This window comes from Streptomyces sp. NPDC091271, from assembly GCF_044757505.1.
Lineage (GTDB): Bacteria > Actinomycetota > Actinomycetes > Streptomycetales > Streptomycetaceae > Streptomyces.
In genome coordinates this window covers 353,839-380,332 of record NZ_JBIVVD010000008.1, presented here as the reverse complement: position 1 = coordinate 380,332, position 26,494 = coordinate 353,839, and the positions used below count along the sequence as shown (strand labels likewise).

Sequence of the window (26,494 nt, the reverse complement as noted above, 5' to 3'; positions counted from 1 at the left end):
TCGGTGAACGGGCGGGGGAGGTACGAAGTGCCCGGTGTCAGTCCGTCAGTTCGTCGGCCAGGGCCCGCAGGGCCAGCCGGTACGATCCGATCCCGAAGCCTGCCACGGTCCCGGTGGCCACCGGGGCGACCACCGAGGTGTGGCGGAATTCCTCCCGTGCGTACGGATTCGAGATGTGCACCTCGATCAGCGGGGCGGTGCGCTGGGCTGCCGCGTCCCGCATTCCGTACGAATAGTGCGTGAAGGCACCCGGGTTGAGGACGACCGGAATCGACCCGTCCGCCGCCTCGTGGAGCCAGCGGATGAGCTCGCCCTCGTCGTTTGTCTCGCGGACGTCGACATCGAACCCGAGTGCCTTGCCGACGGCCTGGCAGGTGTCGACCAGACCGGCGTAGGACGTCGCCCCGTACACGTCGGGCTCGCGGGAGCCGAGACGTCCGAGGTTCGGGCCGTTGAGCACGAAGACCCTGCGGGTCGTCATGCGGAGACCTCCCCGTAGGCGGCGAGCAGGACGGCCGGGTCGGGGCCCTCCAGCACGGTGGGCTTGCCGATGCCGTCCAGGACGATGAAGCGCAGCAGGTCGCCGCGGGACTTCTTGTCGACCTTCATGTTCTCCAGCAGCTTGGGCCACTGGTCACCGCGGTAGGTGAGCGGCAGTCCGACGGACTCCAGGACGGCGCGGTGCCGGTCGGCGGTGGCGTCGTCGAGGCGTCCCGCGAGCCGGCCCAGCTCCGCGGCGAAGACCATGCCCACCGAGACGGCCGCCCCGTGGCGCCACTTGTAGCGCTCGTTCTTCTCGATGGCGTGGGCGAGGGTGTGGCCGTAGTTGAGGATCTCCCTCAGGCCGGACTCCTTGAGGTCGCTGGAGACGACCTCGGCCTTGACCCGGATGGAGCGCTCGATCAGCTCCGCGGTGTGCGGCCCCGCGGGCGTACGGGCGCCCTGGGGGTCGGCCTCGACGAGGTCGAGGATGACCGGGTCGGCGATGAAGCCGGCCTTGATGATCTCGGCCATGCCGGAGACGTAGTCGTTGACCGGCAGCGAGTCCAGCGCGGCGAGGTCGCAGAGCACACCGGCCGGCGGGTGGAAGGCGCCCACGAGGTTCTTGCCCTCGGCTGTGTTGATGCCCGTCTTGCCGCCGACCGCCGCGTCGACCATGCCGAGCACGGTCGTCGGTACGGCGATCCAGCGCACCCCGCGCAGCCAGGAGGCGGCGACGAAGCCGGCGACGTCGGTGGTGGCGCCGCCGCCGATGCCGACGATGACGTCGGTGCGGGTGAAGCCCGTCTGGCCGAGCGCCTTCCAGCAGTAGGCGGCGACCTCGACGGTCTTGGCCTCCTCGGCGTTCGGCAGCTGGATCGCGATGGCCTCGTAGCCCTGCGAGGCGAGGTCCTCACGGACCGCCTCGCCGGTCTCGGCGAGCGCCTCGGGGTGCAGGACGGCGACCCGCTTGGCACGCTCACCGATGAGGTTCGGCAGCTCGCCGAGGAGCTGGCGGCCGACGAGCACCTCGTACGGGTCGGTGCCTGCCGTGCCGGCGATCTGGATGCGTGTGGTGCCCTGCTCGGTCATGCGTGTCTTCTCCTGGTCGGACGGTACGGGCCCGCCTGTACGCTCCGGCAGTTCCAGTGCGTCGAGGATCGCCTGGGCGACCTCTTCGGGAGCGCGTTCGTCGGTGGCGACGGTCACGCCCGCCACTTCCTCGTACAGATGGCGTCTGGCGTCCATGAGTTCGCGCCACTGCCGTCGCGGGTTGACGGCGAGCAGCGGACGGGCGGTGTTCAGCCCGACCCGCTTGACCGCTTCGTCCACGTCCATCGAGAGATAGACGACCCGGTGGCCGGCGAGCAGCGCGCGCGTCGACTCGTCGAGGACGGACCCGCCGCCGAGCGCGAGGACGCCTCGGTGACCGGCGACGGACTCCCGTACGGCCTCGCGCTCCAGGGCCCGGAAGCGCTCCTCACCCTCGTCGAAGAAGATCTCGGGAATCGACTTGCCGGCGGTGGCCACGACATCGGCGTCGGTGTCCCGGTAGGTGGTGCCGAGCCGCTCGGCGAGCAGCTCCCCCACCGTGGACTTGCCGACCCCCATCGGGCCGACGAGGACGATCAGCGGGCCGCTCACCGGATCTGGAGGTGGGAGAGGTACGACTGCACGTTGCGGTGGGTCTCGGCGACGCTGTCGCCGCCGAACTTCTCCGCCACCGCGTCGGCCAGCACCAGGGCGACCATCGCCTCGGCGACGATCCCGGCGGCCGGCACGGCGCACACGTCGGAACGCTGGTGGTGGGCCTTGGCCGCCTCGCCGGTGACGACGTCGACCGTGGCGAGTGCGCGGGGCACGGTGGCGATGGGCTTCATCGCGGCGCGGACCCGCAACAGCTCACCGGTGGTCAGCCCGCCTTCGGTGCCGCCGGAGCGGCCGGAGGTGCGCCTGATCCCATCCTCGGTGGCCACGATCTCGTCGTGCGCCTTGGAGCCCGGCACCCGGGCGAGGTCGAAGCCGTCGCCGACCTCGACGCCCTTGATGGCCTGGATGCCCATCAGCGCGGCGGCGAGACGGGCGTCGAGCCTGCGGTCCCAGTGCACGTGCGAGCCCAGGCCGACCGGAACGCCGTACGCCAGCACCTCGACGACTCCCCCGAGGGTGTCGCCGTCCTTGTGGGCCTGGTCGATCTCCGCGACCATCGCCTTCGACGCGTCGGCGTCCAGGCAACGCACGGGGTCGGCGTCGAGCCGCTCGACGTCGGAGGGCTTGGGGTAGACGCCGTAGGGCGCCTTGGCCGCGGCCAGCTCGACGACGTGGGAGACGATCTCGATGCCCGCGGTCTCCTTGAGGTAGGAGCGGGCGACGGCGCCGAGAGCGACGCGAGCGGCGGTCTCCCGGGCGCTGGCGCGCTCCAGGATCGGCCGGGCCTCGTCGAAGCCGTACTTCTGCATCCCGGCCAGGTCGGCGTGACCGGGCCTGGGACGGGTCAGCGGGGCGTTACGGGCCTGGGCGGCCAGCACGTCGGGGTCGACCGGGTCGGCCGACATGACCTGCTCCCACTTGGGCCACTCGGTGTTGCCCACCATGACGGCGACCGGCGAGCCCATGGTCAGGCCGTGCCGGACACCTCCGAGGAAGGTGACCTCATCTCGCTCGAACTTCATCCGGGCGCCGCGCCCGTAACCGAGCCGTCGCCTGGCGAGCGCGTCCGCCACCATCTCCGTGGTGACGGGGATACCGGCGGGAAGACCCTCCAGCGTCGCCACCAGTGCGGGGCCGTGCGACTCTCCGGCGGTCAGCCAGCGCAACCTGCTCAACGGTGCTCCTCATGCTCGCGCCTGTAACTGCAACGGCGCGACCGGGTGCGCGGCCCTGGCCCGCCGCCCCCGATCCTCCCACGATCGGGAGGGCCGACCGGCCGCCGGTCCAGCAGACGGACGTTTCACGGCCCGTTTCGGAGGGGGCTAGCGGCGTTCCCGTGCCGCCAGTGCCTGCTCGCCGGCCGCCCGCATGACATTGAGCGGGCCGGGGCTCCGTCCGGTCATCTGCTCGACCTGGAGAACCGCCTGGTGGACGAGGAGGTCGAGCCCTCCGACGACCGCTCCCCCGGCCGCCGACCAGCGTGAGGCGAGGGCCGTCGGCCAGGGCTCGTACAGCACGTCGAACAAGGTGCCGGGTGCGGTCGGGACGGCGCCGGCCAAGGCGTCCGTCGTGCCGGCCGGCGTGGTGGCGATCACCAGGGGTGCGTACAGGGCCTCGTCGGCCCTGGCCCAGTCCGCCGGCCTGACGTCGACACCGAGACGCTCGCCCCAGCCACGCATCTCGTCGGCCCGTGCCGCACTGCGCACGTACGCGGTGACCGGGCCCGTACAGATCACGGAGAGGGCGGCCAGCGCCGAGGACGCCGTGGCTCCGGCGCCGAGGACGGCGGCGGACTCGACCTTCTCGACCCCGCGTTCGTGCAGGGCGGCGACCATGCCGGGGATGTCCGTGTTGTCGCCGGTCCGGCGGCCGTCCTCGGTGAGGACGACCGTGTTGACGGTCTCGACCGACGCCGCCGTGTCGCTGATGCCGTCCAGCAGCGGGATGACCGCCCGCTTGAGCGGCATGGTCAGGGAGAGCCCCGCCCAGGACGGGTCCAGCCCTTCGACGAAGCCGGGGAGCGCCGCCTCGTCCACGTCGAAGCGCTCGTACGTCCAGTTGTCCAGCCCCAGCTCCGCGTACGCGGCGCGATGCAGGACGGGCGAGAGGGAGTGGGCGATGGGCGAGCCGAGGACGGCTGCCCGCCGGGCCTCATTCGAGTGCATCGAACTTTTCCTTGAGCTTCAGGAACTCGTCGTAGGTCTTGGCGAACTCGGTCTTGTGCTGCCCGTCGGTCGCCACGAAGTAGATCCAGCCGTCCGCGGTCGGGTTCAGCGCCGCGGCCAGCGCGTCGGTGCCCGGGTTGCTGATGGGCCCGGGGGTGAGGCCCCGCTGCGTATAGGTGTTGTACGGATCCTTGTTCTTGTGGATCTCGGACACGCTGATATCGATTTTGCTCTGCTTCTTGAGGTAATTGAACGTCGAGTCGAACTGGAGCAACTGGTTCGTCTCGGTGTTGCTGGGCTTGAGACGGTTGTAGACGACTTCACTCATCTTGCGGAAGTCATCGTGCGTCTTGCCCTCGGCCTGGACGAGACTCGCGACGGTGAGCACCTGCCAGGGGCCGTCCAGGTCATGCTTCCTGGCAGTTGCTTCCAGATCGAGTTTTTCGTACTCGGCACTGGCCCGGCCGACCATCTTCTTCAGGACGGCCTCGGGTTTCGTTCCCTTCGCAACCGCGTAGGTGGCGGGGTAAAGGAAGCCTTCCAGCGGATCCTTTATGACCGGGTCGTCGTCCGCCCAGTCGGGCAGCCCTAGACTGCCCGCATTCGTCTTGGCGACCCCCGCGGTCGTTCCGTCCTTCAGGCCAAGCCGTTTGTCGATGTCCGAGTACACGGTGTCGTTGCGCTGGCCGGGGCGGACCATCAGACCGTTCTGGCTCTTCGGGTTCAGCATCAGTTCGATGGCGCTGTCGGCGGACATCTCCTTCTTCAGGAGATAGCTGCCTGCCTGAAGGGAGCCCCCCTTGGGATTCCCGTTCTGCGCCGAGACGAAGGCGTCGACGGATTTGACGACGCCCGCCTTCTTCAGGATGTTCGCGATCTCGTTGCCCAGGGCGCCTTCGGGGATCTCCACCTCGACCGTGCCCGTGCCGGACCCCGCGTAGTCCGGGGCCTCCCCGAACTGACCCTGGTAGTACGAGTAGCCGAAGTAGCCCACTCCCCCGAGACCGCCGACCAGAACCGCCGCGACGCCCAGGCACGCGCAGCCGTTGCGGCTCTTCTTCTTGCCCTTGCCACGGCGCTCGCCGCCGCCCCGGCGGGACTCGCGCGGGTCGTCGTCGTACTCGTCGTCATCCCGGGAACCGCGCGCGTCGGCCGGTGCGTCCACGCCTGTGAAGAAGGGATGCGTCTCCTCCTGCGGCACCTCCGGATCCCAGTCCGGACTCTGCTGCTGCGCGGGCTCCTCGCGATGCCCCGGGGGCTGCGGCGGAGGGTATGCCTCGGGGGTGCCGTAGTAGTCGCCCTGCTCGCCGTAGCCGGGGTTGTTGCCGTACGGGGACTGCTGCGCCCCGTACGGCATCGCCGCCTGCTGGCCGGTGTCCCAGCCGCCGTCGTACTGCGGCTGCTGCTGGGCGTACGGATCCTGTGGCGCGCCGTACGGCTGCTGGTACTGCTGCACGTACGGGTCGTGCTGGTGCTGCGGCTGCTGTGCGTACGGATCCTGCTGGTAGCCCTGCTGGGCGTACGGGTCCTGGGCGTAGGGCTGCTGCTGGCCTTCGTACTGGCCCTGGCCGTGGGCAGCCTCACGGCCTCCCCATCCCTGGTCCCCGTACAAGGGGTCCTCGGGATGCCACGGTTCGGAGCCGGAGCCCCGGCCATACTCAGTCATCGATCCCCTTGAGCCGCGAGACGACGCTCCGTCTCTTCGCTTTGCTGTGCGGTGTCTGTTCGAACACCGGCGCATCGCGCGGAACGTTACCGTATCGCGATCAGACAGCCACCTCGACGCCCTCGCCGGGTGCGGTGCCTGACGCCCGTTCGGACTCCAGAGCGTTCTGAAGGATCACCACAGCGGCAGCCTGGTCGATGACAGACCGACCCTTCTTGGACTTCACGCCCGAAGCGCGTAGCCCCTGAGTGGCCGTCACTGTGGTCATCCTCTCGTCCAGAAGACGTACAGGAATAGGTGCGATCGCCCGGGCGAACACCTGCGCGAAAGCGCGCACCTTGGCGGCAGCCGGGCCCTCACCGCCGCCCAGGGAGCGGGGCAGCCCGACGATGACCTCGATCGGCTCGTACTCCTCGACGATCTGCCCGAGCCGCCGGTGGGCGGCCGGGACGTCGCGTCCCGGCACGGTCTCCACCGGCGTGGCGAGGATCCCGTCGGGGTCGCACGAGGCGACCCCGATACGGGCGTCACCGACGTCGACGGCGAGTCGGCGTCCACGGCGCATCTGCGACATGTCGGGCGTCACGCCGTCTCGGTGACGAGGCGTTCGACAGCGGCGACGGCGTCGCCGATGGCGTCCGGGTTCTGGCCGCCGCCCTGGGCGACGTCCGGCTTGCCGCCGCCTCCGCCACCGAGGGTCTTGGCGGCGGTGCGCACCAGCTCACCGGCCTTGAGGCCGCGCTCGCGGGCCGCCTCGTTGGTGGCGATGACCGTCAGCGGGCGTCCGTTTGCCGTGGTGAACAGGGCCACGACGGCCGGCCGGCCGCCCTGGATGCGCCCACGCACGTCGAGAACCAGCTTGCGCAGGTCGTCGGCCGTGGTGCCGTCCGGCACCTGCCCGGTGACCAGGGCGACGCCGCGTACGTCCTTGGCCGACTCCACGAGCCCGGCGGCGGCGGCGAGCACCTTCTCCGCGCGGAACTTCTCGATCTCCTTCTCGGCATCCTTCAGCTTGCCGAGCATGCCGGAGATCTTCTCGGGGAGCTCCTCGGGGCGGCCCTTGAGCAGCTCCTGGAGCTGGGCGACGACCGTGTGCTCCCTGGCGAGGAAGTTGTACGCGTCCACGCCGACCAGTGCCTCGATGCGGCGCACCCCGGAGCCGATCGAGGACTCGCCGAGCAGCTTCACCAGGCCCAGCTGGGCGGTGTTGCCGACGTGCGTACCGCCGCACAGCTCCTTGGAGAAGTCGCCGATGGTGACGACGCGGACCCGCTCGCCGTACTTCTCGCCGAACTCCGCGATGGCGCCCTGCTTCTTGGCGTCGTCGATGGACATGACCTCGGCCTGGACGTCGAGCTCCCGCGAGAGGACCTCGTTGATCTTCTGCTCGACGTCGGTGAGGACCGTGCCGGGTACGGCGGCGGGCGAGCCGAAGTCGAAGCGGAAGCGGCCCGGCGAGTTCTCCGAGCCGGCCTGGGCGGCGGTCGGCCCGAGCGCGTCGCGCAGCGCCTGGTGCGTGAGGTGCGTGGCGCTGTGGGCGCGGGCGATGGCGCGGCGGCGGGTGTTGTCGATCGAGGCGAAGGCGGAGGCGCCGACCGTCACCTCGCCGACCTGGACCGAGCCCTTGTGGACCGAGACGCCGGGCACCGGCTGCTGCACGTCGCGGATCTGGATGACGGCGCCGCTGTCGAGCCGGATGCGGCCCTGGTCGGCGAGCTGGCCGCCGCCCTCGGCGTAGAAGGGGGTGCGGTCGAGGACGACCTCGACGTCGTCGCCCTCGGAGGCGGCGGGCGAGGGCACGCCGTCGACGAGGAGGCCGACGATCTTCGACTCGCCCTCGACGGAGGTGTACCCGGTGAATTCGGTGACGCCGGAGTTGTCGGCGACCTCGCGGTAGGCCGACAGGTCGGCGTGCCCGGTCTTCTTGGCCTTGGCGTCGGCCTTGGCGCGCTCCCTCTGCTCCTTCATCAGGCGGCGGAAGCCGTCCTCGTCGACCGAGAGGCCCTGTTCGGCGGCCATCTCCAGCGTGAGGTCGATCGGGAAGCCCCAGGTGTCGTGGAGCAGGAACGCCTTGTCGCCGGCCAGGACCTTGCCACCGGAGGCCTTGGTCTCGGTGACGGCGGTGTCGAGGATGTTCGTGCCGCCCTTGAGGGCCTTGAGGAAGGCGGCTTCCTCGGCGAGGGCGACGGTCTCGATGCGCTTGCGGTCGGTGATCAGCTCCGGGTACTGCTGCCCCATGGTGTCGACGACGACGTCGACGAGCTCACGGACGACCGGGCCGGTGGCGCCCATGAGCCGCATGTTGCGGATGGCGCGGCGCATGATGCGGCGCAGGACGTAGCCACGGCCCTCGTTGCCCGGGGTGACGCCGTCGCCGATGAGCATCACCGACGTACGGATGTGGTCGGCGACGACCCGGAGGGAGACGTCGGAGCCCTGCTCGGCGCCGTAGCGCACACCGGTGAGCTCGGTGGCCTTGTCCATGACGACGCGCAGGGTGTCGGTCTCGTACATGTTCTGTACGTCCTGCAGGATCATGGCGAGGCGTTCGAGGCCGAGCCCCGTGTCGATGTTCTGCGACGGGAGGTCGCCGAGGATCGGGAAGTCCTCCTTGCCGTCGCCGGCGCCCCGCTCGTACTGCATGAAGACCAGGTTCCAGATCTCCACGTAGCGCTCGTCGTTGACGGCGGGGCCGCCCTCGACGCCGAACTCCGGGCCGCGGTCGTAGTTGATCTCGGAGCACGGGCCGCAGGGGCCGGGGACGCCCATGGACCAGAAGTTGTCCTTCTTGCCCAGGCGCTGGATGCGCTCGGCCGGGACGCCGATCTTCTCGCGCCAGATCTGCTCGGCCTCGTCGTCGTCGAGGTAGACGGTGATCCACAGCCGCTCGGGGTCGAGGCCGAAGCCGCCGTCCGCCACGGAGTTGGTGAGGGCCTCCCAGGCGAACTGGATGGCCCCTTCCTTGAAGTAGTCACCGAAGGAGAAGTTGCCGCACATCTGGAAGAACGTGCCGTGCCTGGTGGTCTTGCCGACCTCTTCGATGTCCGGCGTACGCACGCACTTCTGCACACTGGTGACGCGCGGGGCGGGGGGCTTGACCTCGCCGAGGAAGTAGGGCTTGAAGGGAACCATGCCCGCGGGGACCAGCAGCAGAGTCGGGTCGTCCGCGATGAGCGACGCCGAAGGCACGACGGTGTGACCGCGCTCCTCGAAGAAGCTCAGCCAGCGGCGGCGAATTTCAGCCGACTCCATTAGTGGTCCTCATTCCGGTTGTTCGAGTTGTAGGGGAGTGTTCGGTGGAGGGCGGGTTCGGCGTCGGCCGGTGCCTCGATGCCCAGCGCCCCGCCCAGTTCGGCCTCGCGCCTGACCATGCCCTCACGCACGTCGAGGGCGAAGTCCTTCAGCTTGTGACCTGCCTCGATCGCCTTGTCGGCGGCCTGCGCCGCGAGGCTCTCGGGGGTCAGCTGCCGGATCTTGCGGTTGACCTTGGTGGTGGCCCAGACACCGGCGGCTGCGCCGGCGGTGAACCAGAACGTACGGCGGAACATCGCTGGATCAGTCCTTCTGTCCGCGGGAGCTTCGGCCGTTCCGCTTCCTGTCACGGGCGGACGGCACGGTACGGCCGACAATCACGGTGCGGCGGGAGGTCCGGCGGGCCCGGTCGGGCTCGGGCTCCGCGGCGGTACGGCGGCCGATCGCCTGCCGCACGCCGTAGCCGAACGCGGCGACCTTCACGAGCGGTCCGCCGAAGGTCGACGCGACGGTGGTGGAGAGCGCCGAGGCGTTGGAGGTGACCTCCTGCACGTCGCTCGCGATGGCGTCGACCTTGTCCAGCTGGGTCTGCGCGGAACGCAGCGTGGCCGAGGCGTCGGCGAGCAGCGGAACCGCCTGCTCCGTCACGTCCGCCACCAGCGCGGTGGTCGCCCTGAGCGTCTGGGCCAGTCTCACCAGTACCACGGCGAGGAAGGAAACCAGGATCGCCCAGAAGACAGCCACCAGGATGCCGGCCACCTCTCCACCGGACACAGTGCACCGCTCTCTGCTCGTCGCCCGCATCGGCCGGAACTCTCTCCCGGCCGGTATCTGCCTGTCACTGCTCGGCCGGCGGCCTGCCGCCACCACTGCCGATCGTCGTCCCCCGAGCCTATCGCGCCGGGCGTCGCACGCCGTACCGCATTACGGGCGGGCGGCGCGGGTCCGGACGCGGGGAGATTGTACGGAGAGCTTATGTGCCAGTACTCTGCGTGTTTCATGCGACGCCCTCAGCGCCCCTGCCCTACGCCCGACGACGCGGAGCCCGCCCCCGTACGCGGAAATCTCCCGGCCGAGCTGAACACCTTCGTGGGACGTGACAGCGAACTGGCCGAACTCGAGCCGCTCCTGCGGCAGTCGAGGCTCGTCACCGTGGCGGGGGTGGCCGGGGTCGGCAAGACCCGCTTCGTGACCAGGGCGGCCATCCTGATGGAGAAACGGTACTGCGATGGCGTCTGGATCGCCGAGCTGTCGGCTGTCCAGGACCCCGCGCTGCTCGAACACGCGCTCGTCGAGGCGTTGGGGCTCACCGACCACACCAGCAAGCCGCCCCGCACCGTGCTGATCGAGCACTGCGCGGAGCGCCGGCTCCTGCTCGTGATCGACGGCTTCGAGCATCTCGCCGACCCCTGCGCCGGACTCGTACGGGAGCTGCTCCGCCGGGCTCCACGGCTCCAGGTGCTCGCCGCCGGGCGCCGTCCCCTGCGGGTGGACGGTGAACTCGCGTTTCCGCTGCTGCCGATGACGGACGACGACGCCCTGGAACTCTTCACCCGGCGCGCCGCCGCGGTGCGCCCCGGGTTCCGGCCGGCCGGTGGCGATCTGGAGACCGCGCGGGAGCTCTGCAGCCGCCTCGACGGCATCCCGCTGGCGCTGGAGCTCGCCGCCGGGCGGCTGCGGGCCCTGACGATGGAGCAGGTGCTGCACCGCCTGGACGACCGTTTCCGGCTGCTGACCGGCGGCAGTCCGAGCGCACTCCCCCGCCACCGGACGCTGCGTACGGCCATCGGCTGGAGCCATGAGCTGTGCACGCCCGAGCAACGGCTGCTGTGGGCGCGGCTCTCGGTGTTCGCGGGGCAGTTCGACCTGGAGGCGGTCGAGTACATCTGCAGCGGCCCCTGCCTGCCGGTCGACTCCGTGCTGGACGTGCTGGACGAGCTGCTGGCGCAGTCCGTGGTGCTGCGCGAGGACTCGCCTGTCGGCAGCCGCTACCGGCTGCTGGACACCGTGCGGGAGTACGGCGCCGAGTGGCTGCGCGCGACCGGGGACGCCGAGCGGCTGCGCCGGCGGCACCGGGACTGGTATCTGGGGCTCGCCACCTGGTGCGAGCTCGACTGGTTCAGCCCCCGGCAGGCGGAAGCCGCCGCCCGGGTCGACAGCGAACTGCCCAACCTCCGCCGCGCGATGGAGTGCTCGATGGAGAGCCCGGAGGAGGTCCATCTCGCGCAGTATCTGGCGGGCACGCTCTGGTTCTACTGGGTGGGCTGCGGACGCCTCTCGGAGGGCCGCCACTGGCTGGACCACGTCCTGGAGGCGGAGTCCCCGTACGACCACTCGCGGCTGAAGGCCCTCTGGGTGCTCGGGTACGTCGCCGTGCTGCAGGGAGATCCGGTCGGCGCGGTGTCGGCGCTGCAGGAGTGCCGCGAGGAGGGCGAGCACTCGGGGGACGCCACCGCTGTGGCCTACGCCGTGCACCGCACGGGCTGCCTCTCGATCGTCACGGACGACCCGGTCCGGGCGGAGGAGCTGCTGCGCGAGGCGCTCGGGCGCTACCGGAAGATCGGCGAACTGAACAGCAATGTGCTGATGGCCCAGGTCGAGCTGGGCATGGCCGTGGCGTTCCGCGGGGACCTGGACACGGCCGCGGCGATCTGTGACGAGGTCCGCGAGATCTGCGAGGACCACGGTGAGCGGTGGGCTCTGGCCTACGCGCTGTACGTCCTGGGCTTCGCGGCGCTCCAGTCCGGGGCGAGCGGGCGGGCGCGCCGGATGCTCGGGGAGTCCCTGTCCATCGCGCACGCCTTCCACGATCTGCTCGGCACGGTCCTCTCCCTGGAGCTGCTGGCCCTCATCACGGTGGCCGAGGGGAACGCGGCGGAGGCGGCGGTGCTCCAGGGCGCGGCGGACCGGATCTGGCCGTCGGTGGGCCTGCCGCTCTTCGGCTCCGTCCACTACGGAAGGCCCCGGGCCGAGTGCGAGGAGCGGGCGCGGGGCGAGCTCGGCGACGAGCGGTACGACGCGGAACGGCGCTCGGGCCGCCGGCTGGACGCCTCGGCGGCGGTGACACGGGCTCTCGGGGCCGGTGCGGTCGACGCCCCGGGCCTGGAGGACGCCTGCGCGGTTCCGGACGAGCCCGGCGCGGCCCCGGAGGGCGACGGCACGGCCCCGGAGGGAACGTCCGGTGCCGGGGCGGCCGGGGAAAAGCGAAGGCCCGCCGCCTCCCGGACAACAAGGAGGGGCGGGCCCGAGCTCGGTTGAGAGCTACGCCTGCGTCAGCGGGCGTAGTACTCGACGACGAGCTGCTCGTCGCAGATGACCGGGATTTCCTTGCGGTTCGGGTCCCGGTCCAGGCGGAAGGCCAGGGCCTTCAGGTTCACCTGGAGGTAGCGCGGGGTCTCACCGTCGGTGTCGTAGCCACCCTCGCGGGCCACCTGGAAGGGTACCTTGGCGCGGCTGCGCTCGCGGACCTGCACGACGTCGTCGGGGCGCACGCGGAAGGACGGCTTGTCGACCTTGCCACCGTTGACCTCGATGTGGCCGTGGACGACCATCTGACGGGCCTGGTAGATGGTGCGGGCGATGCCCGAACGCAGGACCAGGGCGTCGAGGCGGCGCTCGAGCTCGACGACCAGCGCCTCGCCCGTCTTGCCCTCGGCCTTACGGGCGCGGTCGTAGGCGCGCGCCATCTGGCGCTCGCTGATGTCGTACTGCGCACGCAGACGCTGCTTCTCGAGCAGACGGACCTTGTAGTCCGAGTTCTGCTTGCGGCCACGGCCGTGCTCGCCCGGCGGGTAGGGGCGGGCTTCGAAGTACTTGACAGCCTTCGGCGTCAGGGCGATGCCGAGGGCACGCGACTTCTTGACCTTGGGACGCGACTGGTTAGGCACGTTCTCCAGACCTCCGTTGTAGGTTAGGTTAGGCTTACCTTACTCAAGGAGATCGCATGTCTCGCCCTGGGAACACCACACACGTCACGGACAGCACAGACAGCGGCAGCACACCAGAAGGTGCTGCTACGACGGAAGGCCGATCTGATCGTGGTCAGCCGCGTCCCAGCGGGCTTGAAAACACTCGGATGCCGTCAGCAGCCGAGCGCACACGAACTCTCGTACAGAGTACCTGCTCCGCGGTGCTGCTCGTACCGGGGCTGTCGGTGATCCACCCGGACCAGCTGATGCCCGCCGACAGGAGCATCGGTCCCGAGGGGGATCTCTTCCTCGCCTTCCCCGTGGATTCCCCGGTCGTACGGGCCGCGACGCGCGCCCAGGGCGACGAGCTGACCGCTGTGCTGGAGATCACCGATGTGGCTCCGGTCTCGGTCCCGCACCGGATCCGCGGCCGCGTCCGGATCGGCGGCTGGCTCACCGCCGTGCCGGGGCTCGCGGAGCCCGGCCGGATGATGCTCCGGCTGGAGACCGGGGAGGCGTCGGTCGACGACCTGTGGGGGTTCGACGAGGTGGAGCCGGAGGCCTTCCGCGACGCCGTCGCCGATCCGCTGGTCGCCCATGAGGCCGAGCTGCTCCAGCATCTGCACGCCGCGCACAGCGAGCGGATGGCCACTCTGTCCGCGCTGCTCGGTGACCGGGCCGACTGCGGCTGCGCGGAGCACCGGCTGGGCGCCGTCCCGGTCGCGCTCGACCGCTTCGGGCTCCGGGTGCGGTTCGTCGACGGCCGCGACGCATGCTTCGACGCCCGGTTCGAATTTCCCGAGCCCGTACGCGACATCACCGGACTGCGCCGCGCGATGCACACCCTCTTCGAAGCGGCGGCCTGCTGAGCGGCGGCCGTCACGAGGACGCCGGACCGCCCTGCTCCCCGCGGCCGAGCCGCTCGCGCACCCGGTCCACCACGTCGGCGTAGCGCGCCTCCGCGCCGTACCGCGTGGGTTCGTAGTAGCGCCTGCCGCGGACGGCGTCCGGGGCGTACTCCTGGGCGGCGATACCGCCGGGGACGTCGTGCGGGTAGACGTATCCCTGGGCGTGGCCCAGCTTGGCCGCGCCCTTGTAGTGGCCGTCGCGCAGATGGGCCGGGACCGGGCCCGCGAGACCCCGGCGCACGTCCTCCTGCGCCGCGGAGATCGCCAGTGTCGCCGCGTTCGACTTCGGGGCGAGCGCCAGCGCGATCGTGGCATGGCTGAGGGTGAGCGCCGCCTCGGGAAAGCCGATCATGGCGACGGCCTGGGCCGCCGCCACCGCTGTGGGCAGTGCCGTCGGATCGGCGAGCCCGATGTCCTCGCTGGCGGAGATCATCAGCCGCCTGGCGATGAAGCGCGGGTCCTCCCCCGCCTCGATCATCCGGGCCAGATAGTGCAGGGCGGCGTCCACGTCGGAGCCGCGGATCGACTTGATCAGGGCGCTCGCCACGTCGTAGTGCTGGTCGCCGTCGCGGTCGTACTTCACGGCGGCGCGGTCGACGGTCTCCTCGAGCGTCGTGAGCGTGATCTCCCGCTCGTGCGTGGTGAGGGCCGCTCCGGCCGCCGCCTCCAGCGCGGTCAGCGCGCGCCGGGCGTCGCCACCGGCGATGCGCAGCAGGTGCGCCTCGGCGTCCTCGGGCAGGGTGACGGCGCCCCCCAGCCCCCTCTCGTCGGTCAGGGCCCGGCGCAGGAGCGCGCGCAGATCCTCGTCGGTCAGCGGCTCCAGGGTGAGGAGCAGGGAGCGCGACAGCAGCGGGGAGATGATCGAGAAGTACGGATTCTCCGTGGTGGCCGCGATCAGCGTGACCCAGCGGTTCTCCACGGCGGGGAGCAGGGAGTCCTGCTGGGCCTTGGAGAAGCGGTGGATCTCGTCGAGGAAGAGGACGGTCTCCTTGCCGAAGCCGCCGGTGGCGCGACGCGCGCCCTCGATGACGGCCCGGACCTCCTTGACGCCGGCGGTGATCGCGGAGAGCTCGACGAAGCGCTTGTTGGTGGCCTTGCTGACCACATACGCCAGGGTCGTCTTTCCCGTGCCTGGCGGGCCCCAGAGGATCACCGACGAGGGGCCCGCGGGCCCTCCGCTCCCCTCACCGACGAGTCGCCGCAGCGGCGAACCCGGCTTGAGCAGGTGCTGCTGGCCGACCACCTCGTCCAGCGTACGAGGACGCATCCGGACAGCGAGGGGGCTGCTGGACGGGTCCTTCTCCTGGCGGTCTTCGGCTGCTGCGGTAAAGAGGTCGGGCTCCACGTCACGAAGCCTATGTCACCCCACTGACAGGACCAGCCGGCGCGTCAGCTGGTCCAGAAGTCCCACCAGCGGGTCAGGATCAGCATGCCGATGATCCCGATCCAGAGGACCGGCGGCACCCAGTGGAACTCGGTGAGGGTGTTCCGCAGCCAGGCGGGGGCGGGCAGGATGCCGTGCTTGATGTTGTGCGTGGTGACGTAGCAGAACATGAAGATCGTGGCGACCCAGGCCAGGCAGCACCACAGGCAGAGCGAGTTGATGTTGTAGAGCGACTGGTACTGCAGCCAGGTGCAGAAGCCGACGCCGAAGAGGGTGCCCGCGTTGAGGCCCAGCCAGTACCAGGCGCGGAAGCGGGCACCGGCGAGGAGCGCCAGGCCGATGCCGATGACCACCGAGTAGGTGGCGATGCCGAGCATCGGGTTGGGGAAGCCGAATGCGGACGCCTGCTCGCTCTTCATGATGTTGCCGCACGCGACCACCGGGTTCAGGCTGCAGCCCGGGGTGAAGCTCGGGTCCTCGAGCAGTTTGAACTTGTCGATGGTGATCACCCAGGCGGCGAGCAGCCCGGCCGCGCCGGTGATCACCAGCAGCAGTGCGAGCGCGCGGCTGCCGCCATGAGTCTTCGCGCCGTTGTCCTCGTCCTGCCGGGAGGAGGGGTGGTCTACCGCTGCCATCGTCATATCGCCGTTCCATCACTGAGTAGCCGGCTGGGCATCGTCATTGTGCCGCACCGCCGTTGTGGCCAGCCGTTCGATCGGCATAAAAGTGTGCGAGGACAGCCCCGCATCCGGAGGTGCGCGGACCGCCCGCGTCCCTGGCCGGACGCGCGGCGGACGTCCGGGGCCGGGGCGGGCGCTCCGGGCGTCCTGACCCCGTAAGGGAATGTCCCGGCACGGTGAATCCGCACACCCGGAGTTGACGAAGGCACCCCGGAACGCGCTGTGCCCGCCCGGGCGGACCGGACGGGCACAGAGGTGGGACGTGCGGCTCAGACCAGCTTGGCCCGCACCGTGGCCACGAGCGCGTCGAGGGCCACCGGCTCCTGGTCGCCCGACTCCATGTCCTTGAGCTGGACCGCGCCCTCGGCGAGATCACGCTCGCCGGCCACGATCGTGAAGCGGGCACCGGAGCGGTTCGCGCTCTTCATCGCACCCTTGAGACCCCGGCCGCCGAACGCGAAGTCGGTGGCGACACCGGCCTTGCGCAACTCGGTGACCAGACCGAAGAGAACCCGCCGGGCCTCCTCGCCGAGCGGTACCGCGTACACGCTGGTCGTGGCGGGGACGTCGAGCTCGACGCCCTCCGCCTCCAGCGCGAGCACCGTGCGGTCCACGCCGAGCGCCCAGCCGACGGACGGCAGCGCCGGGCCGCCGATCATCTCGGACAGCCCGTCGTAACGGCCGCCGCCGCCCACCGCTGACTGGGAGCCCAGACCGTCGTGGACGAACTCGAAGGTCGTGCGGGTGTAGTAGTCGAGGCCGCGGACCAGCTTCTCGTCGTCCTCGTACACCACGCCCGCCGCCGTCAGCAGATCGCGGACCTCCTCGTGGTACGCCTTGCAGGCGTCGCAGAGGAAGTCGCGCAGCATCGGGGCACCGGTCAGCTGCTTCTGCACGTCGGCCCGCTTGTCGTCGAGCACCCGGAGCGGGTTGATCTCGATGCGCCTGCGGGTCTCCTCGTCGAGATCGAGGTCGCGCAGGAACGTCTGGAGCGCCTCCCGGTAGACGGGGCGGCACTCCTTGTCGCCCAGCGAGTTCAGCAGGATGCGGAACTGACTGAGCCCGAGCGAGCGGTACGCCTGGTCGGCGAGGATGATCAACTCGGCGTCGAGCGCGGGGTCCTCGGTGCCGATGGCCTCGGCGCCGACCTGCGAGAAGTGCCTGTAACGGCCCTTCTGCGGGCGCTCGTAGCGGTAGTACGAGCCGGAGTACCAAAGCTTGACGGGGAGGTTGCCGCCCTTGTGGAGGTTGGCCTCCAGCGCCGCGCGCAGCACGGACGCGGTGCCCTCGGGGCGCAGCGCGAGCTTGTCGCCGCCCTTGGTCTCGAAGGCGTACATCTCCTTGGACACGATGTCGGTGGACTCACCGACTCCGCGCGCGAACAGTGCGACGTCCTCGAAGCCGGGCGTCTCGATGTAGCCGTAGCCGGAGTTCTTGAGGGGTGCGGAGAGCGCGGCGCGCACCGCGAGGTACTTCGCGGAGTCCGGCGGAATCAGGTCGTACGTGCCCTTGGGGGCCTGGAAGGTACTCACGGTTGTTCTCTCTCGTCACATTCCTCGGCGGGGCGCGGCCAGACCGTTCATGTACGGGTTGGAGGCGCGCTCGCGGCCGATGGTCGTCTGGGGGCCGTGGCCGGACAGCACCACGGTCGAGTCGTCGAGCGGCAGGCACACGCGGGCCAGCGACTCGAGCAGCTCGGCGTGGTCGCCGCCGGGCAGGTCGGTGCGTCCGACGGAGCCGGCGAAGAGCAGGTCGCCCGAGAAGAGGACCTGCGGGACATCCGCGGCCTCGGGCATCCTGAACGTCACCGACCCCCTGGTATGGCCGGGCGCGTGCGCGACGCCGAACTCCAGACCCGCCAGCTCCAGCCGGGCGCCGTCGGTCAGCTCCTTGACGTCGTCCGGCTCACCCACGGTCAGCTCGCCCATCAGCGGCATCCCGATGGAGCGGCCCAGGGCCTTCTCGGGATCGCTCATCATGTAGCGGTCCTCCGGGTGGATCCAGGCGGGGACGTCATGGGCACCGCACACGGGGACGACCGACGCGACGTGGTCGATGTGGCCGTGGGTGAGGACGACGGCGACGGGCTTGAGCCGATGCTTCTTCAGTGCGTCCTCGACGCCCTGGGCGGCCTGGTGGCCCGGGTCGATGATCACGCACTCCTCACCGGCGGCGGGGGCGACCAGGTAGCAATTGGTCCCCCAGGCCCCGGCGGGGAACCCGGCAATGAGCACGTTCGTCCTTAGTGTTCGTCCGACGAGGAGGGCCGCTGAGGGGAATGCGGCAGACCAGAGACTACCGGCGCTCCTCATTCCACAGCTAACCCATATACCGTACGGGCATTCCAGGACCGATCACACGACGTACAAGGAGACCATCCGGTGGTCAGCAGCGATCAGCGGCGGCGGCAGCTCGCCCGGGAGAAGTTCGAGCGGCAGCAGCAGCGCCGGGAGGAAGCGCGCCGGAGGACGAGGCGTCTCACGGTGATCATCGCTTCGTCGGTGGCCGTGGTGGCGGTCATCGGTGCGGGCGCGTACGTCTCGCTCGACGGCGACGACTCGAAGACCTCGGCGGACGCGGCGGCGAGCGAGAGCCCGTCGGCATCGCCCTCGGCGAGCGAGAGCAGTGCTCCCGAGCCGGCGATGAAGATCGACAAGAAGGCCAAGTACTCGATGTCCTTCAAGACGAGCCAGGGCGACATCGGCATCGCGATGGACGCGGCGAAGACTCCGCACACGACGAATTCGTTCAAGGCCCTCGCGGACAAGGGGTACTTCGACGACACGAAGTGTCACCGCCTGACCACGGAGGGAATTTTCGTCCTGCAGTGCGGTGACCCGAAGGGTGACGGGACGGGTGGCCCCGGCTACACCATCCCGGACGAGAATCTGACCGCGCTCGGCAAGGCGGGCGACGACGGCTCGGTGACGTACCCGGCGGGCACCGTCGCGATGGCGAACACCGGCCAGCCGGGCACCGGCGGCAGCCAGTTCTTCCTCGTCTACAAGGACACCAAACTGCCGCCCAGCTACACGCCGTTCGGCACCATGGACGATGCGGGTCTGAAGGCCGTCAAGAAGGTCGCCGAGGCGGGTGTCGCCGGTGGGGCGGGCGACGGTGCCCCGAAGAAGACCGTCACAGTCGAGAAGGCGACGGTCGACAAGGCCTGACCGTACGCGTGGCCGCCCGGCACGAGGTCCCTGGAGCGCACCGGAGAATTTCAGCCGCGCTGAGTGCGGACAGCCGGGCGGCCGGTCGCCTAGATTGGCGTGGTGCAGGGCGGGCGCTGCCCGCCCCAGGAAACTGTGGACGATGCACGGGGGGCGAACCCTCTCGATGCATCAGGTGGAGGAGGCGCTGTGAGCAGCGACCCGTGGGGCCGTGTCGACGAGACGGGCACCGTGTACGTGCGTACAGCCGAGGGCGAGCAGGTCGTCGGATCGTGGCAGGCCGGTTCCCCCGAGGAGGCTCTGGCCTATTTCGAGCGCAAGTACGAGGGCCTGGTGGTCGAGATCGGCCTCCTCGAGCGGCGGGTGAAGACCACCGACCTCTCGGCGAAGGACGCCACGGCGGCGATCGAGCACCTGCGTCAGCAGGTCGACGAGCACCATGCCGTCGGTGACCTCGCCGCGCTCGGCAAGCGGCTGGACGCGCTCGTCGCGACGGTCGACTCGCGCCGCGAGGAGCGCAAGGCCCAGAAGGCGAAGCAGACCGACGAGGCCCGTCAGGCCAAGGAGGCGCTCGTCGTCGAGGCCGAGGAGCTGGCGCAGAGCGAGCAGTGGCGGTCGGCGGGTGAGCGCCTGAGGGCGCTCGTCGACACGTGGAAGGGGCTGCCCCGTCTGGACCGCAAGTCCGACGACGAGCTGTGGCACCGCTTCTCGCATGCCCGTTCCGCCTTCTCCAAGCGCCGCAAGGCCCACTTCGCGGCGCTGGACGCGCAGCGCGAGGACGCCCGCAAGGTCAAGGAGAGGCTGGTCGCCGAGGCCGAGTCGCTCTCCAACTCGACCGACTGGGGTGCGACGGCCGCGCGTTACCGCGACCTGATGACCGAGTGGAAGGCGGCGGGCCGCGCCCAGCGCGAGGCCGAGGACGAGCTGTGGAACCGCTTCCGCGGAGCCCAGGACGTCTTCTTCGCTGCCCGCAGCGGCGTCTTCGCGGAGCGGGACGCGGAGCAGGGCGAGAACCTCAAGCTCAAGGAGGAGCTCGCCGCCGAGGCCGAGAAGCTGGTTCCGGTGAGGGATCTGAAGGCGGCCAGGGCCGCGTTCCGGTCCATCAACGAGCGCTGGGAGGCCATCGGCCATGTCCCGCGTGACGCCCGTCCGAAGGTCGAGGGTCGGGTGCAGGCGGTGGAGCGCGCGCTCCAGGAGGCCGAGGAGTCCGAGTGGCGCCGGACGAACCCGGAGGCGCGGGCACGCGCCGCGGGTCTGACCGGTCAGCTCCAGGCGGCCGTCGACAAGCTGCGCAAGCAGATCGACACGGCGCGCGCCTCGGGCAACAACGCCAGGGCGGACAAGCTCTCGCGCGAGCTCGAGGGCCGGCAGGCGCTGCTGGACCAGGCGCTGAAGGGCCTGGAGGAGTTCGGCGGCTGACCTTCCGGACGGCCTCCCGTTCGCCGTGGCTCCCGCACCCGAGCAGTGCGGGAGCCACGGCATCGGGGCCGCCCGGGACGGTTCCGCGTCTGCGGACGCCAGGAGGTTCCGGGCGTCACCCGCAGCTACGCCTGAGCGCGGATGCCGTTCTCCGCCAGGTCAAGCGCGTGTTTGAGCACCTCGCACGCCTGGATGTGGTTGCCGGACTCCTGGAGCAGGTCAGCGAGCCGTCGGCAGACCAGCACGGCCTCGGGCCCGTAGATCTTGTGGGCCTGCTGGAAGGCCAGCTCGAGCACCTCGATGGCTTCACCGGTCTGGCCCGCCTCCGCGAGCATGTCGGCCAGTTCCAGCTGTACGGCGAACAGGCTGCCCTCGCCGTCGGGCACACGCTCCTGGAGTGCGAGTCGCAGGACCGGGAGCGCGTCCCTGCCACGCCCTCCTGCCCGCAGCATCCGAGCCAGGCCGAGTCCGGTCGCCACCATCGCCGCTCTCACATCGGCGGCGACCACAGGCCCGGCCGGTGAACGATGCGCGGCACGGGCCTTGTTCCGGACGAGTCCGAGTCGGCCTACGCCGTTCTCCTGCGAACGCTGAGGGAGCGGCCGGTTCTTCCCCCTGAGCCGCTCCTCCAGGATTCGGAAGACGGTGTCCAGATCGAGGAGTTCAGGACCATCCTCGACCCCTTCGCGCAGCAGCGTCAGCAATTCCCCGGTGAAGGCGGTGTACCGCTCGCCGTCCGGAGCCAGCGCCATCCGGTCGCGGGGAGAGGCCGTGATGACGTATGCGCCGTCGACGGCCGCCTGGGCGGCGAGTACGTTCTGACCAGCGGTCAGGGTCCTGGCCGCCCTGCCGCTGAAGCAGCAGTCCAGCACGACGATCTTGCGGCGAGCGCTGGAGGCCCGGAGCTCGGCCCGTACGTGCTGGTAGGCAACGGCGGTGTACCCGGCGTTCTCCCGTGATCCTCCCAGCCCCAGATAGAGATCCGCGGACTCCGCGTCACGCATCCCGTGGCCCGCGTAGTAGACGAGCAGCGTGTCGGTGGCCTCCTCCCCCGCCTGACGCACCGGGTCGAGCATGGCCGCCGCGTGCTGGGGATCGGCGACGACGGCGCAGTGCTGTGGTGGCAGACCCCAGACGGTCGCGTCGCAGAGCTCCGCCCGGAGATCCGCCAGGTTGGCCTCGACCGCGGGCAGCGCGTGCAGATGGCGGTAGGAGGCGGTGCCGATCAGCACGGCCCTGGAGGCGCCGGGGTCAGGAAGTCCCGTCATCGCCCGCGGGCTCCTGGCTCTGCCGGTCGTCCTCACCGAGCATGGACACGAGGCGGCGCAGCTCCTCAGCATCGACGGTCCGTCCTGCCGGAAGGTGCACCTCGACGGAGCCCCTGCGGACGACCAGGGCCGGGGCTCGGCGTCGAGCGGCCTGCCATTGCAGGACGGAGAAGACCAGGGAACCTGTGGACAGCGCACTGCCGGCGACCAGGGCCACCAGGTCCAGGCCTGTACCCATGTCCTCGGTGCTGCGCGCAGCGGTGCCGCTGAGGCTGCCGTGCACGGCACGGTCGAGGTTCTCGTCCTCCCGGAGCCAGCTCAGCAGCGAGCGCAGGTGCTCCTCGGCGCCGTCCTCCTGACCGCCCGGGGCCAGTCGTACGTCGTATTCAGCCATGGCCTTCGGCCCCCCTGTAGTCGGTGTGACGGTTGACCCGCGAGAACAGTTCGAGTGCCTCGGGGCCGGCGCCCAGCCGTGCGAGGCAGACAGCCTGCCAGAACTGACTGGTCAGCGTGGTGGGATGGTGCGGGCCGAGCGAGGACAGGCAGACCTGGGTGATGGACGACAGCATCTGGACCGCCTCCTGGAGCTCCCCGCGCAGTACGAGGCTCACCGCTTCGCGCTGGCGTGACGCCGCGTTCTGCGGGGTCATACTGCTGAGGACCAGCCGCCGCGTCTTGGTGCTGAGCGTCAGCGGCCTGAACGCGTCCCGTCGCCACCTGCGCTGGCTGGGCACCGCGTTCTCGTCCCAGTCGTACTCAGGACCCGGCTCCGCCGTGGAACCGCTCGGCGACTCGGGTTCGTAAACCTGCCGGATCGCCGTGTCGCGCACATTCTCCGCGACCAGCTCCGCCAGGGCCGCCCGGCCGTCGCCTTCCGCGAACGGTTCCAGGAGCTGAGCGACCTCGGCTGCTGTCTGCGGGCGTGCGGATGCCTCCCGTGCGCACAGCTGGTCGACCAGAGTGGCAAGCCCGCCGGGGGCGAAGGGAAAGAGCCCGGTACTCAGTTGTCGGACACCCGCCCCGAGCGCGCCGTCCACGACGGTGCCCACCTCGGCGCCCGGGCCGAAGGGCAGATTGCCCGTGAGCATCAGATGGAGACACACACCCAACCCGTACAGGTCCGCGGTCGGCCCCGGCGACGCCCCCATGATCACTTCGGGGGCCATGAACTGGGGTGTGCCCATCATGACCCCCGTGCGGGTGATAGCCGACTCACCGGCCAGCCGGGCCAGGCCGAAGTCGTGTACCACCACGCTGCCTTGCCGGGTGATTCCCACGTTCGTCGGCTTGACGTCGCGGTGGAGGACGCCCGCCGCGTGCGCCGCCGCCAGCGCCTGTGCCATCCCGAGACCGACGGAGCACGCCACGCCGGGGGCGAGGGCTCCCGCCTCGACCAACGTCGCGAGATCGACGCCGTCGACGATCTGCATCACGAAGTAGGGCGTGTCCCCGTCCAGCCCGCTGTCGTACAGCGACACCACACCCGGATGGTCGATACGGGCCAGCGCCACCGCCTCACGGTTGAACCTCGCCAACGCCTCGTCGTTCGCCGACAGGCCACCGACGGCCGATAACTTCTTCAGCGCGACCCGGCGCTGAAGGCTCTCGTCCTCGGCCTCGTAGACGAGGCCCATGGCCCCGCGCCCCAGAAGCCTCACCAGCCGGTAGCGCCCGTCGATCAGGCCCAGATCGGTCACGCGCACTCCCTCGCTGATGTCAGGGCCGCCGCGCCGAGGTGACCCGGTAGACGTCGTAGACGCCCTCCACGCCGCGTACGGCCTTCAGGACGTGTCCCAAATGCTTGGGGTCGCCCATCTCGAAGGTGAAGCGCGAGGTGGCCACCCGGTCCCGGGACGTCTGCACGGCGGCCGACAAGATGTTCACGTGCTGGTCGGACAGGACCCGGGTGACGTCCGAGAGGAGCCGCGAGCGGTCCAGCGCCTCGACCTGGATGGCGACGAGGAAGACCGACGACTGGGTGGGCGCCCACTCGACGTCGAGGATCCGCTCCGGCTGCTGCGAGAGCGAGTCGACGTTGACGCAGTCCGCGCGGTGCACGGAGACCCCGCTGCCCCGGGTGACGAATCCGATGATCGGGTCGCCGGGCACGGGCGTACAGCAGCGGGCCAGCTTGACCCAGACGTCCTCGACGCCCTTGACGACCACGCCCGGATCCGCCTTGGCCCGGCGCTTGTTGCGGCCGTGCGAGGGCGGTGAGCTCTCCGCCAGGTCCTCGTTGGCCGCGTCCTCGCCGCCGAGTGCCTGGACGAGCTTCTGGACGACACCGGCCGCGGCGACATGGCCCTCGCCGATCGCCGCGTACAGCGACGAGATGTCGGGGTAGCGCATCTCGTGCGCCAGCGTGACCAGGGAGTCGCCGGTCAGGATCCGCTGGATCGGCAGGTTCTGCTTGCGCATGGCCCGCGCGATGGAGTCCTTGCCCTGCTCGATCGCCTCGTCGCGCCGCTCCTTGGAGAACCATGCGCGGATCTTGTTGCGCGCCCGGGGCGACTTGACGAACTGGAGCCAGTCACGGGAGGGCCCCGCGCCGGCCGCCTTGGAGGTGAAGACCTCCACCAGGTCGCCGTTGTCGAGCGTGGACTCCAGCGGTACGAGCCGTCCGTTGACCCGTGCTCCTATGGTCCGGTGGCCGACCTCCGTGTGGACGGCGTACGCGAAGTCGACCGGCGTCGCACCGGCGGGCAGCGCTATCACGTCGCCCTTCGGCGTGAAGACGAAGACCTCGTTGCGCGACAGGTCGAAGCGCAGGGACTCCAGGAACTCGCTGGGGTCCTCGGTCTCCTTCTGCCAGTCCAGGAGCTGGCGCAGCCACGCCATGTCGTTGACGGTGTCCTGGCCGCGGCCGCCGCCCGTGTTCTTCGGGATGTCGGTGCGGACCTTGGAGGCGCCCGCGACGGCCTCCTGCTTGTACTTCCAGTGCGCCGCGATGCCGTACTCCGCGCGGCGGTGCATGTCGAACGTGCGGATCTGGAGCTCGACGGGCTTGCCGCTGGGACCGATCACCGTGGTGTGCAGCGACTGGTACATGTTGAACTTGGGCATCGCGATGTAGTCCTTGAACCGCCCGGGCACCGGATTCCACCGGGCATGGACGGTTCCGAGCGCCGCGTAGCAGTCGCGGACCGTGTCGACGAGGACGCGGATGCCCACGAGGTCGTAGATCTCGGCGAAGTCGCGGCCTCGCACGATCATCTTCTGGTAGACGCTGTAGTAGTGCTTCGGCCGGCCGGTGACGGTGGCCTTGATCCGGGCGGAGCGCAGGTCGGCCTGGACCTCGTCGGTCACTATGGCGAGATATTCGTCGCGCTTGGGCGCGCGCTCGGCGACGAGGCGGACGATCTCGTCGTACATCTTGGGGTAGAGGATCGCGAAGGCGAGGTCCTCCAGCTCCCATTTGATGGTGTTCATGCCCAGGCGGTGGGCCAGCGGCGCGTAGATCTCAAGGGTCTCGCGGGCCTTCTTCTCCTGCTTCTCCCGCTTGAGGTAGCGCATGGTGCGCATGTTGTGCAGCCGGTCGGCGAGCTTGATGACGAGGACCCGGGGGTCCTTGGCCATGGCGACGACCATCTTGCGTACGGTCTCCGCCTGGGCGGCCTCGCCGAACTTGACCTTGTCGAGCTTGGTGACGCCGTCGACGAGCAGCGCGACCTGGTCGCCGAAGTCCTTGCGCAGGGTGTCCAGGCCGTACTCGGTGTCCTCGACCGTGTCGTGCAGCAGCCCGGCCATCAGCGTCGCCGGGTCCATGCCGAGCTCGGCGAGGATCGTCGTCACGGCGAGCGGATGGGTGATGTAGGGGTCGCCGCTCTTGCGCTTCTGCCCGCGGTGCCAGCGCTCGGCGACCTGGTAGGCCTTCTCGATCTGCCGCAGGGTGGCGGACTCGATCTTGGGGTCGTTGCCGCGGACCGTACGCAGGAGGGGCTCGAGGACCGGGTTGTACGGACTGGAGCGCTGTACGCCCAGACGGGCGAGGCGGGCCCGGACACGGTTGGAGGAGCCGCCGGAGCGCGCGGGTGAGGCGGGCGGGGTGGCGGCGGACCGGGCCGGGGGCTTCGCGACGGGAGCCGGAGCCGGGGGCTTCGGCTCCGCGGGTCCGGAGGCGGGCGTCTCCGGGGGCGCGGGCGTCCCGGAGGACGGCGCGGCCTTCGTGCCGGGCGGGGGCGCCGGCTTCGCCCCGGGCGGCGGGGTCGGCTTCGCCGGTGCTGCGGGCGTCCGGTCGCCCGGTGCCTCGGCGGGGCCCTGCGTGTGCCCGCCTGCGGGCCCGGGCTTGCCTGTCCCTTCGGGCTGCGCCTTCCCGGGCGTGGCGGAGGCCGCCGCGGGCCTTTCGGGCTGCGGGGCGGCGACTGGCTGGGCCTCGTCTGGCAAGAGCGCTCCTCGTGCGGATCCGGGCTACCGGAAAACCCATGGTATCGACCTCCGGGCGGGTCCTCGCCCGGGGAGTGTGGAACCCCTCACAACGCGGAACGGGCACCCGGATGTTCCCGGGTACCCGTCCTGTACGTCCCTACGCGCGCCGCGGCGGCGCG

General features: G+C 70.4%; 22 protein-coding genes. 4 read left to right on the top strand and 18 right to left on the bottom strand.

Features of this window, described 5'->3' with window-relative positions; genetic code table 11:
* Window positions 1–37 precede the first annotated feature (37 nt).
* From aroQ to ACIQM3_RS31550, 9 genes are all read right to left on the bottom strand, one after another.
* Window positions 38–481, bottom strand: coding sequence for a type II 3-dehydroquinate dehydratase (gene aroQ / locus ACIQM3_RS31590; protein ID WP_401630398.1), 444 nt, complete (start codon window positions 479–481; stop codon window positions 38–40).
* Window positions 478–2,124 carry a 3-dehydroquinate synthase gene (gene aroB / locus ACIQM3_RS31585; RefSeq protein WP_401630396.1) on the bottom strand — a complete coding sequence of 549 codons (1,647 nt, stop codon included), beginning with the start codon at window positions 2,122–2,124 and terminating at the stop codon, window positions 478–480. Before aroB ends, aroQ begins: the two co-directional genes overlap by 4 nt.
* Entirely contained in the window at window positions 2,121–3,305 is a 1,185-nt protein-coding gene (gene aroC / locus ACIQM3_RS31580; RefSeq protein ID WP_393765791.1) for a chorismate synthase, read from the bottom strand. The genes aroB and aroC overlap by 4 nt, the downstream gene beginning before the upstream one ends.
* A 147-nt stretch (window positions 3,306–3,452) precedes the next feature.
* Window positions 3,453–4,295, bottom strand: a complete 843-nt coding sequence (locus ACIQM3_RS31575) for a shikimate dehydrogenase (protein WP_401630394.1) — start codon at window positions 4,293–4,295, stop codon at window positions 3,453–3,455.
* The gene (gene mltG, locus ACIQM3_RS31570) at window positions 4,282–5,961 is read right to left on the bottom strand and encodes an endolytic transglycosylase MltG (RefSeq protein WP_401630393.1); all 1,680 of its coding nucleotides are present in this window, start codon (window positions 5,959–5,961) and stop codon (window positions 4,282–4,284) included. Before mltG ends, ACIQM3_RS31575 begins: the two co-directional genes overlap by 14 nt.
* A 100-nt stretch (window positions 5,962–6,061) precedes the next feature.
* Window positions 6,062–6,535, bottom strand: coding sequence for a Holliday junction resolvase RuvX (gene ruvX, locus ACIQM3_RS31565; protein ID WP_401630634.1), 474 nt, complete (start codon window positions 6,533–6,535; stop codon window positions 6,062–6,064).
* An 8-nt stretch (window positions 6,536–6,543) separates the two neighbouring features.
* On the bottom strand, window positions 6,544–9,213 hold the full coding sequence (alaS, locus tag ACIQM3_RS31560; protein WP_401630392.1) for an alanine--tRNA ligase: 2,670 nt from the start codon (window positions 9,211–9,213) through the stop codon (window positions 6,544–6,546).
* Entirely contained in the window at window positions 9,213–9,509 is a 297-nt protein-coding gene (locus tag ACIQM3_RS31555; RefSeq protein WP_401630390.1) for a hypothetical protein, read from the bottom strand. The genes alaS and ACIQM3_RS31555 overlap by 1 nt, the downstream gene beginning before the upstream one ends.
* Window positions 9,510–9,516: 7 nt before the next feature.
* Complete coding sequence (locus ACIQM3_RS31550) at window positions 9,517–9,972, bottom strand: DUF948 domain-containing protein (RefSeq protein ID WP_401630632.1); 456 nt, start codon at window positions 9,970–9,972, stop codon at window positions 9,517–9,519.
* A gap of 240 nt (window positions 9,973–10,212) precedes the next feature.
* On the opposite strand from ACIQM3_RS31550, the gene ACIQM3_RS31545 reads away from it, so the two are divergent.
* The gene (locus ACIQM3_RS31545; RefSeq protein ID WP_401630388.1) at window positions 10,213–12,471 is read left to right on the top strand and encodes an ATP-binding protein; all 2,259 of its coding nucleotides are present in this window, start codon (window positions 10,213–10,215) and stop codon (window positions 12,469–12,471) included.
* A gap of 14 nt (window positions 12,472–12,485) precedes the next feature.
* Here the strand turns inward: ACIQM3_RS31545 and rpsD are convergent, their stop codons facing one another.
* Window positions 12,486–13,100, bottom strand: a complete 615-nt coding sequence (rpsD, locus tag ACIQM3_RS31540) for a 30S ribosomal protein S4 (RefSeq protein WP_099176856.1) — start codon at window positions 13,098–13,100, stop codon at window positions 12,486–12,488.
* 188 nt (window positions 13,101–13,288) lie between these two features.
* Here rpsD and ACIQM3_RS31535 point away from each other — a divergent pair, with 188 nt between their 5' ends.
* The gene (locus tag ACIQM3_RS31535; RefSeq protein WP_401630386.1) at window positions 13,289–13,990 is read left to right on the top strand and encodes a DUF2470 domain-containing protein; all 702 of its coding nucleotides are present in this window, start codon (window positions 13,289–13,291) and stop codon (window positions 13,988–13,990) included.
* Between the two features lie 10 nt (window positions 13,991–14,000).
* Here the strand turns inward: ACIQM3_RS31535 and ACIQM3_RS31530 are convergent, their stop codons facing one another.
* The 4 genes from ACIQM3_RS31530 to ACIQM3_RS31515 form a co-directional block, all read right to left on the bottom strand.
* A complete protein-coding gene (locus ACIQM3_RS31530) occupies window positions 14,001–15,374 on the bottom strand; it encodes a replication-associated recombination protein A (RefSeq protein ID WP_401630384.1) in 1,374 nt (457 codons plus the stop codon).
* Between the two features lie 44 nt (window positions 15,375–15,418).
* Window positions 15,419–16,054 carry a vitamin K epoxide reductase family protein gene (locus tag ACIQM3_RS31525; RefSeq protein WP_401630382.1) on the bottom strand — a complete coding sequence of 212 codons (636 nt, stop codon included), beginning with the start codon at window positions 16,052–16,054 and terminating at the stop codon, window positions 15,419–15,421.
* A 308-nt stretch (window positions 16,055–16,362) separates the two neighbouring features.
* The gene (gene hisS / locus ACIQM3_RS31520) at window positions 16,363–17,625 is read right to left on the bottom strand and encodes a histidine--tRNA ligase (protein ID WP_401630380.1); all 1,263 of its coding nucleotides are present in this window, start codon (window positions 17,623–17,625) and stop codon (window positions 16,363–16,365) included.
* 15 nt (window positions 17,626–17,640) lie between these two features.
* A complete protein-coding gene (locus ACIQM3_RS31515) occupies window positions 17,641–18,327 on the bottom strand; it encodes an MBL fold metallo-hydrolase (RefSeq protein WP_401630378.1) in 687 nt (228 codons plus the stop codon).
* A gap of 147 nt (window positions 18,328–18,474) precedes the next feature.
* Here ACIQM3_RS31515 and ACIQM3_RS31510 point away from each other — a divergent pair, with 147 nt between their 5' ends.
* Window positions 18,475–19,263 carry a peptidylprolyl isomerase gene (locus ACIQM3_RS31510; RefSeq protein WP_401630376.1) on the top strand — a complete coding sequence of 263 codons (789 nt, stop codon included), beginning with the start codon at window positions 18,475–18,477 and terminating at the stop codon, window positions 19,261–19,263.
* A 189-nt stretch (window positions 19,264–19,452) separates the two neighbouring features.
* Complete coding sequence (locus ACIQM3_RS31505; RefSeq protein ID WP_401630374.1) at window positions 19,453–20,682, top strand: DUF349 domain-containing protein; 1,230 nt, start codon at window positions 19,453–19,455, stop codon at window positions 20,680–20,682.
* 125 nt (window positions 20,683–20,807) lie between these two features.
* Here ACIQM3_RS31505 and ACIQM3_RS31500 read toward each other — a convergent pair whose 3' ends face one another.
* The 4 genes from ACIQM3_RS31500 to ACIQM3_RS31485 are packed head-to-tail and all read right to left on the bottom strand — an operon-like array spanning window position 20,808 to window position 26,333.
* Window positions 20,808–21,950, bottom strand: coding sequence for a caspase family protein (locus ACIQM3_RS31500; protein ID WP_401630372.1), 1,143 nt, complete (start codon window positions 21,948–21,950; stop codon window positions 20,808–20,810).
* Window positions 21,934–22,344 (bottom strand): hypothetical protein, encoded by a 411-nt coding sequence (locus ACIQM3_RS31495; protein WP_401630371.1) that lies wholly within the window; start codon window positions 22,342–22,344, stop codon window positions 21,934–21,936. The genes ACIQM3_RS31500 and ACIQM3_RS31495 overlap by 17 nt, the downstream gene beginning before the upstream one ends.
* Window positions 22,337–23,647 (bottom strand): serine/threonine-protein kinase, encoded by a 1,311-nt coding sequence (locus ACIQM3_RS31490; protein ID WP_401630369.1) that lies wholly within the window; start codon window positions 23,645–23,647, stop codon window positions 22,337–22,339. Before ACIQM3_RS31490 ends, ACIQM3_RS31495 begins: the two co-directional genes overlap by 8 nt.
* Before the next feature lie 19 nt (window positions 23,648–23,666).
* The gene (locus tag ACIQM3_RS31485) at window positions 23,667–26,333 is read right to left on the bottom strand and encodes a RelA/SpoT family protein (RefSeq protein ID WP_401630367.1); all 2,667 of its coding nucleotides are present in this window, start codon (window positions 26,331–26,333) and stop codon (window positions 23,667–23,669) included.
* Window positions 26,334–26,494 lie beyond the last annotated feature (161 nt).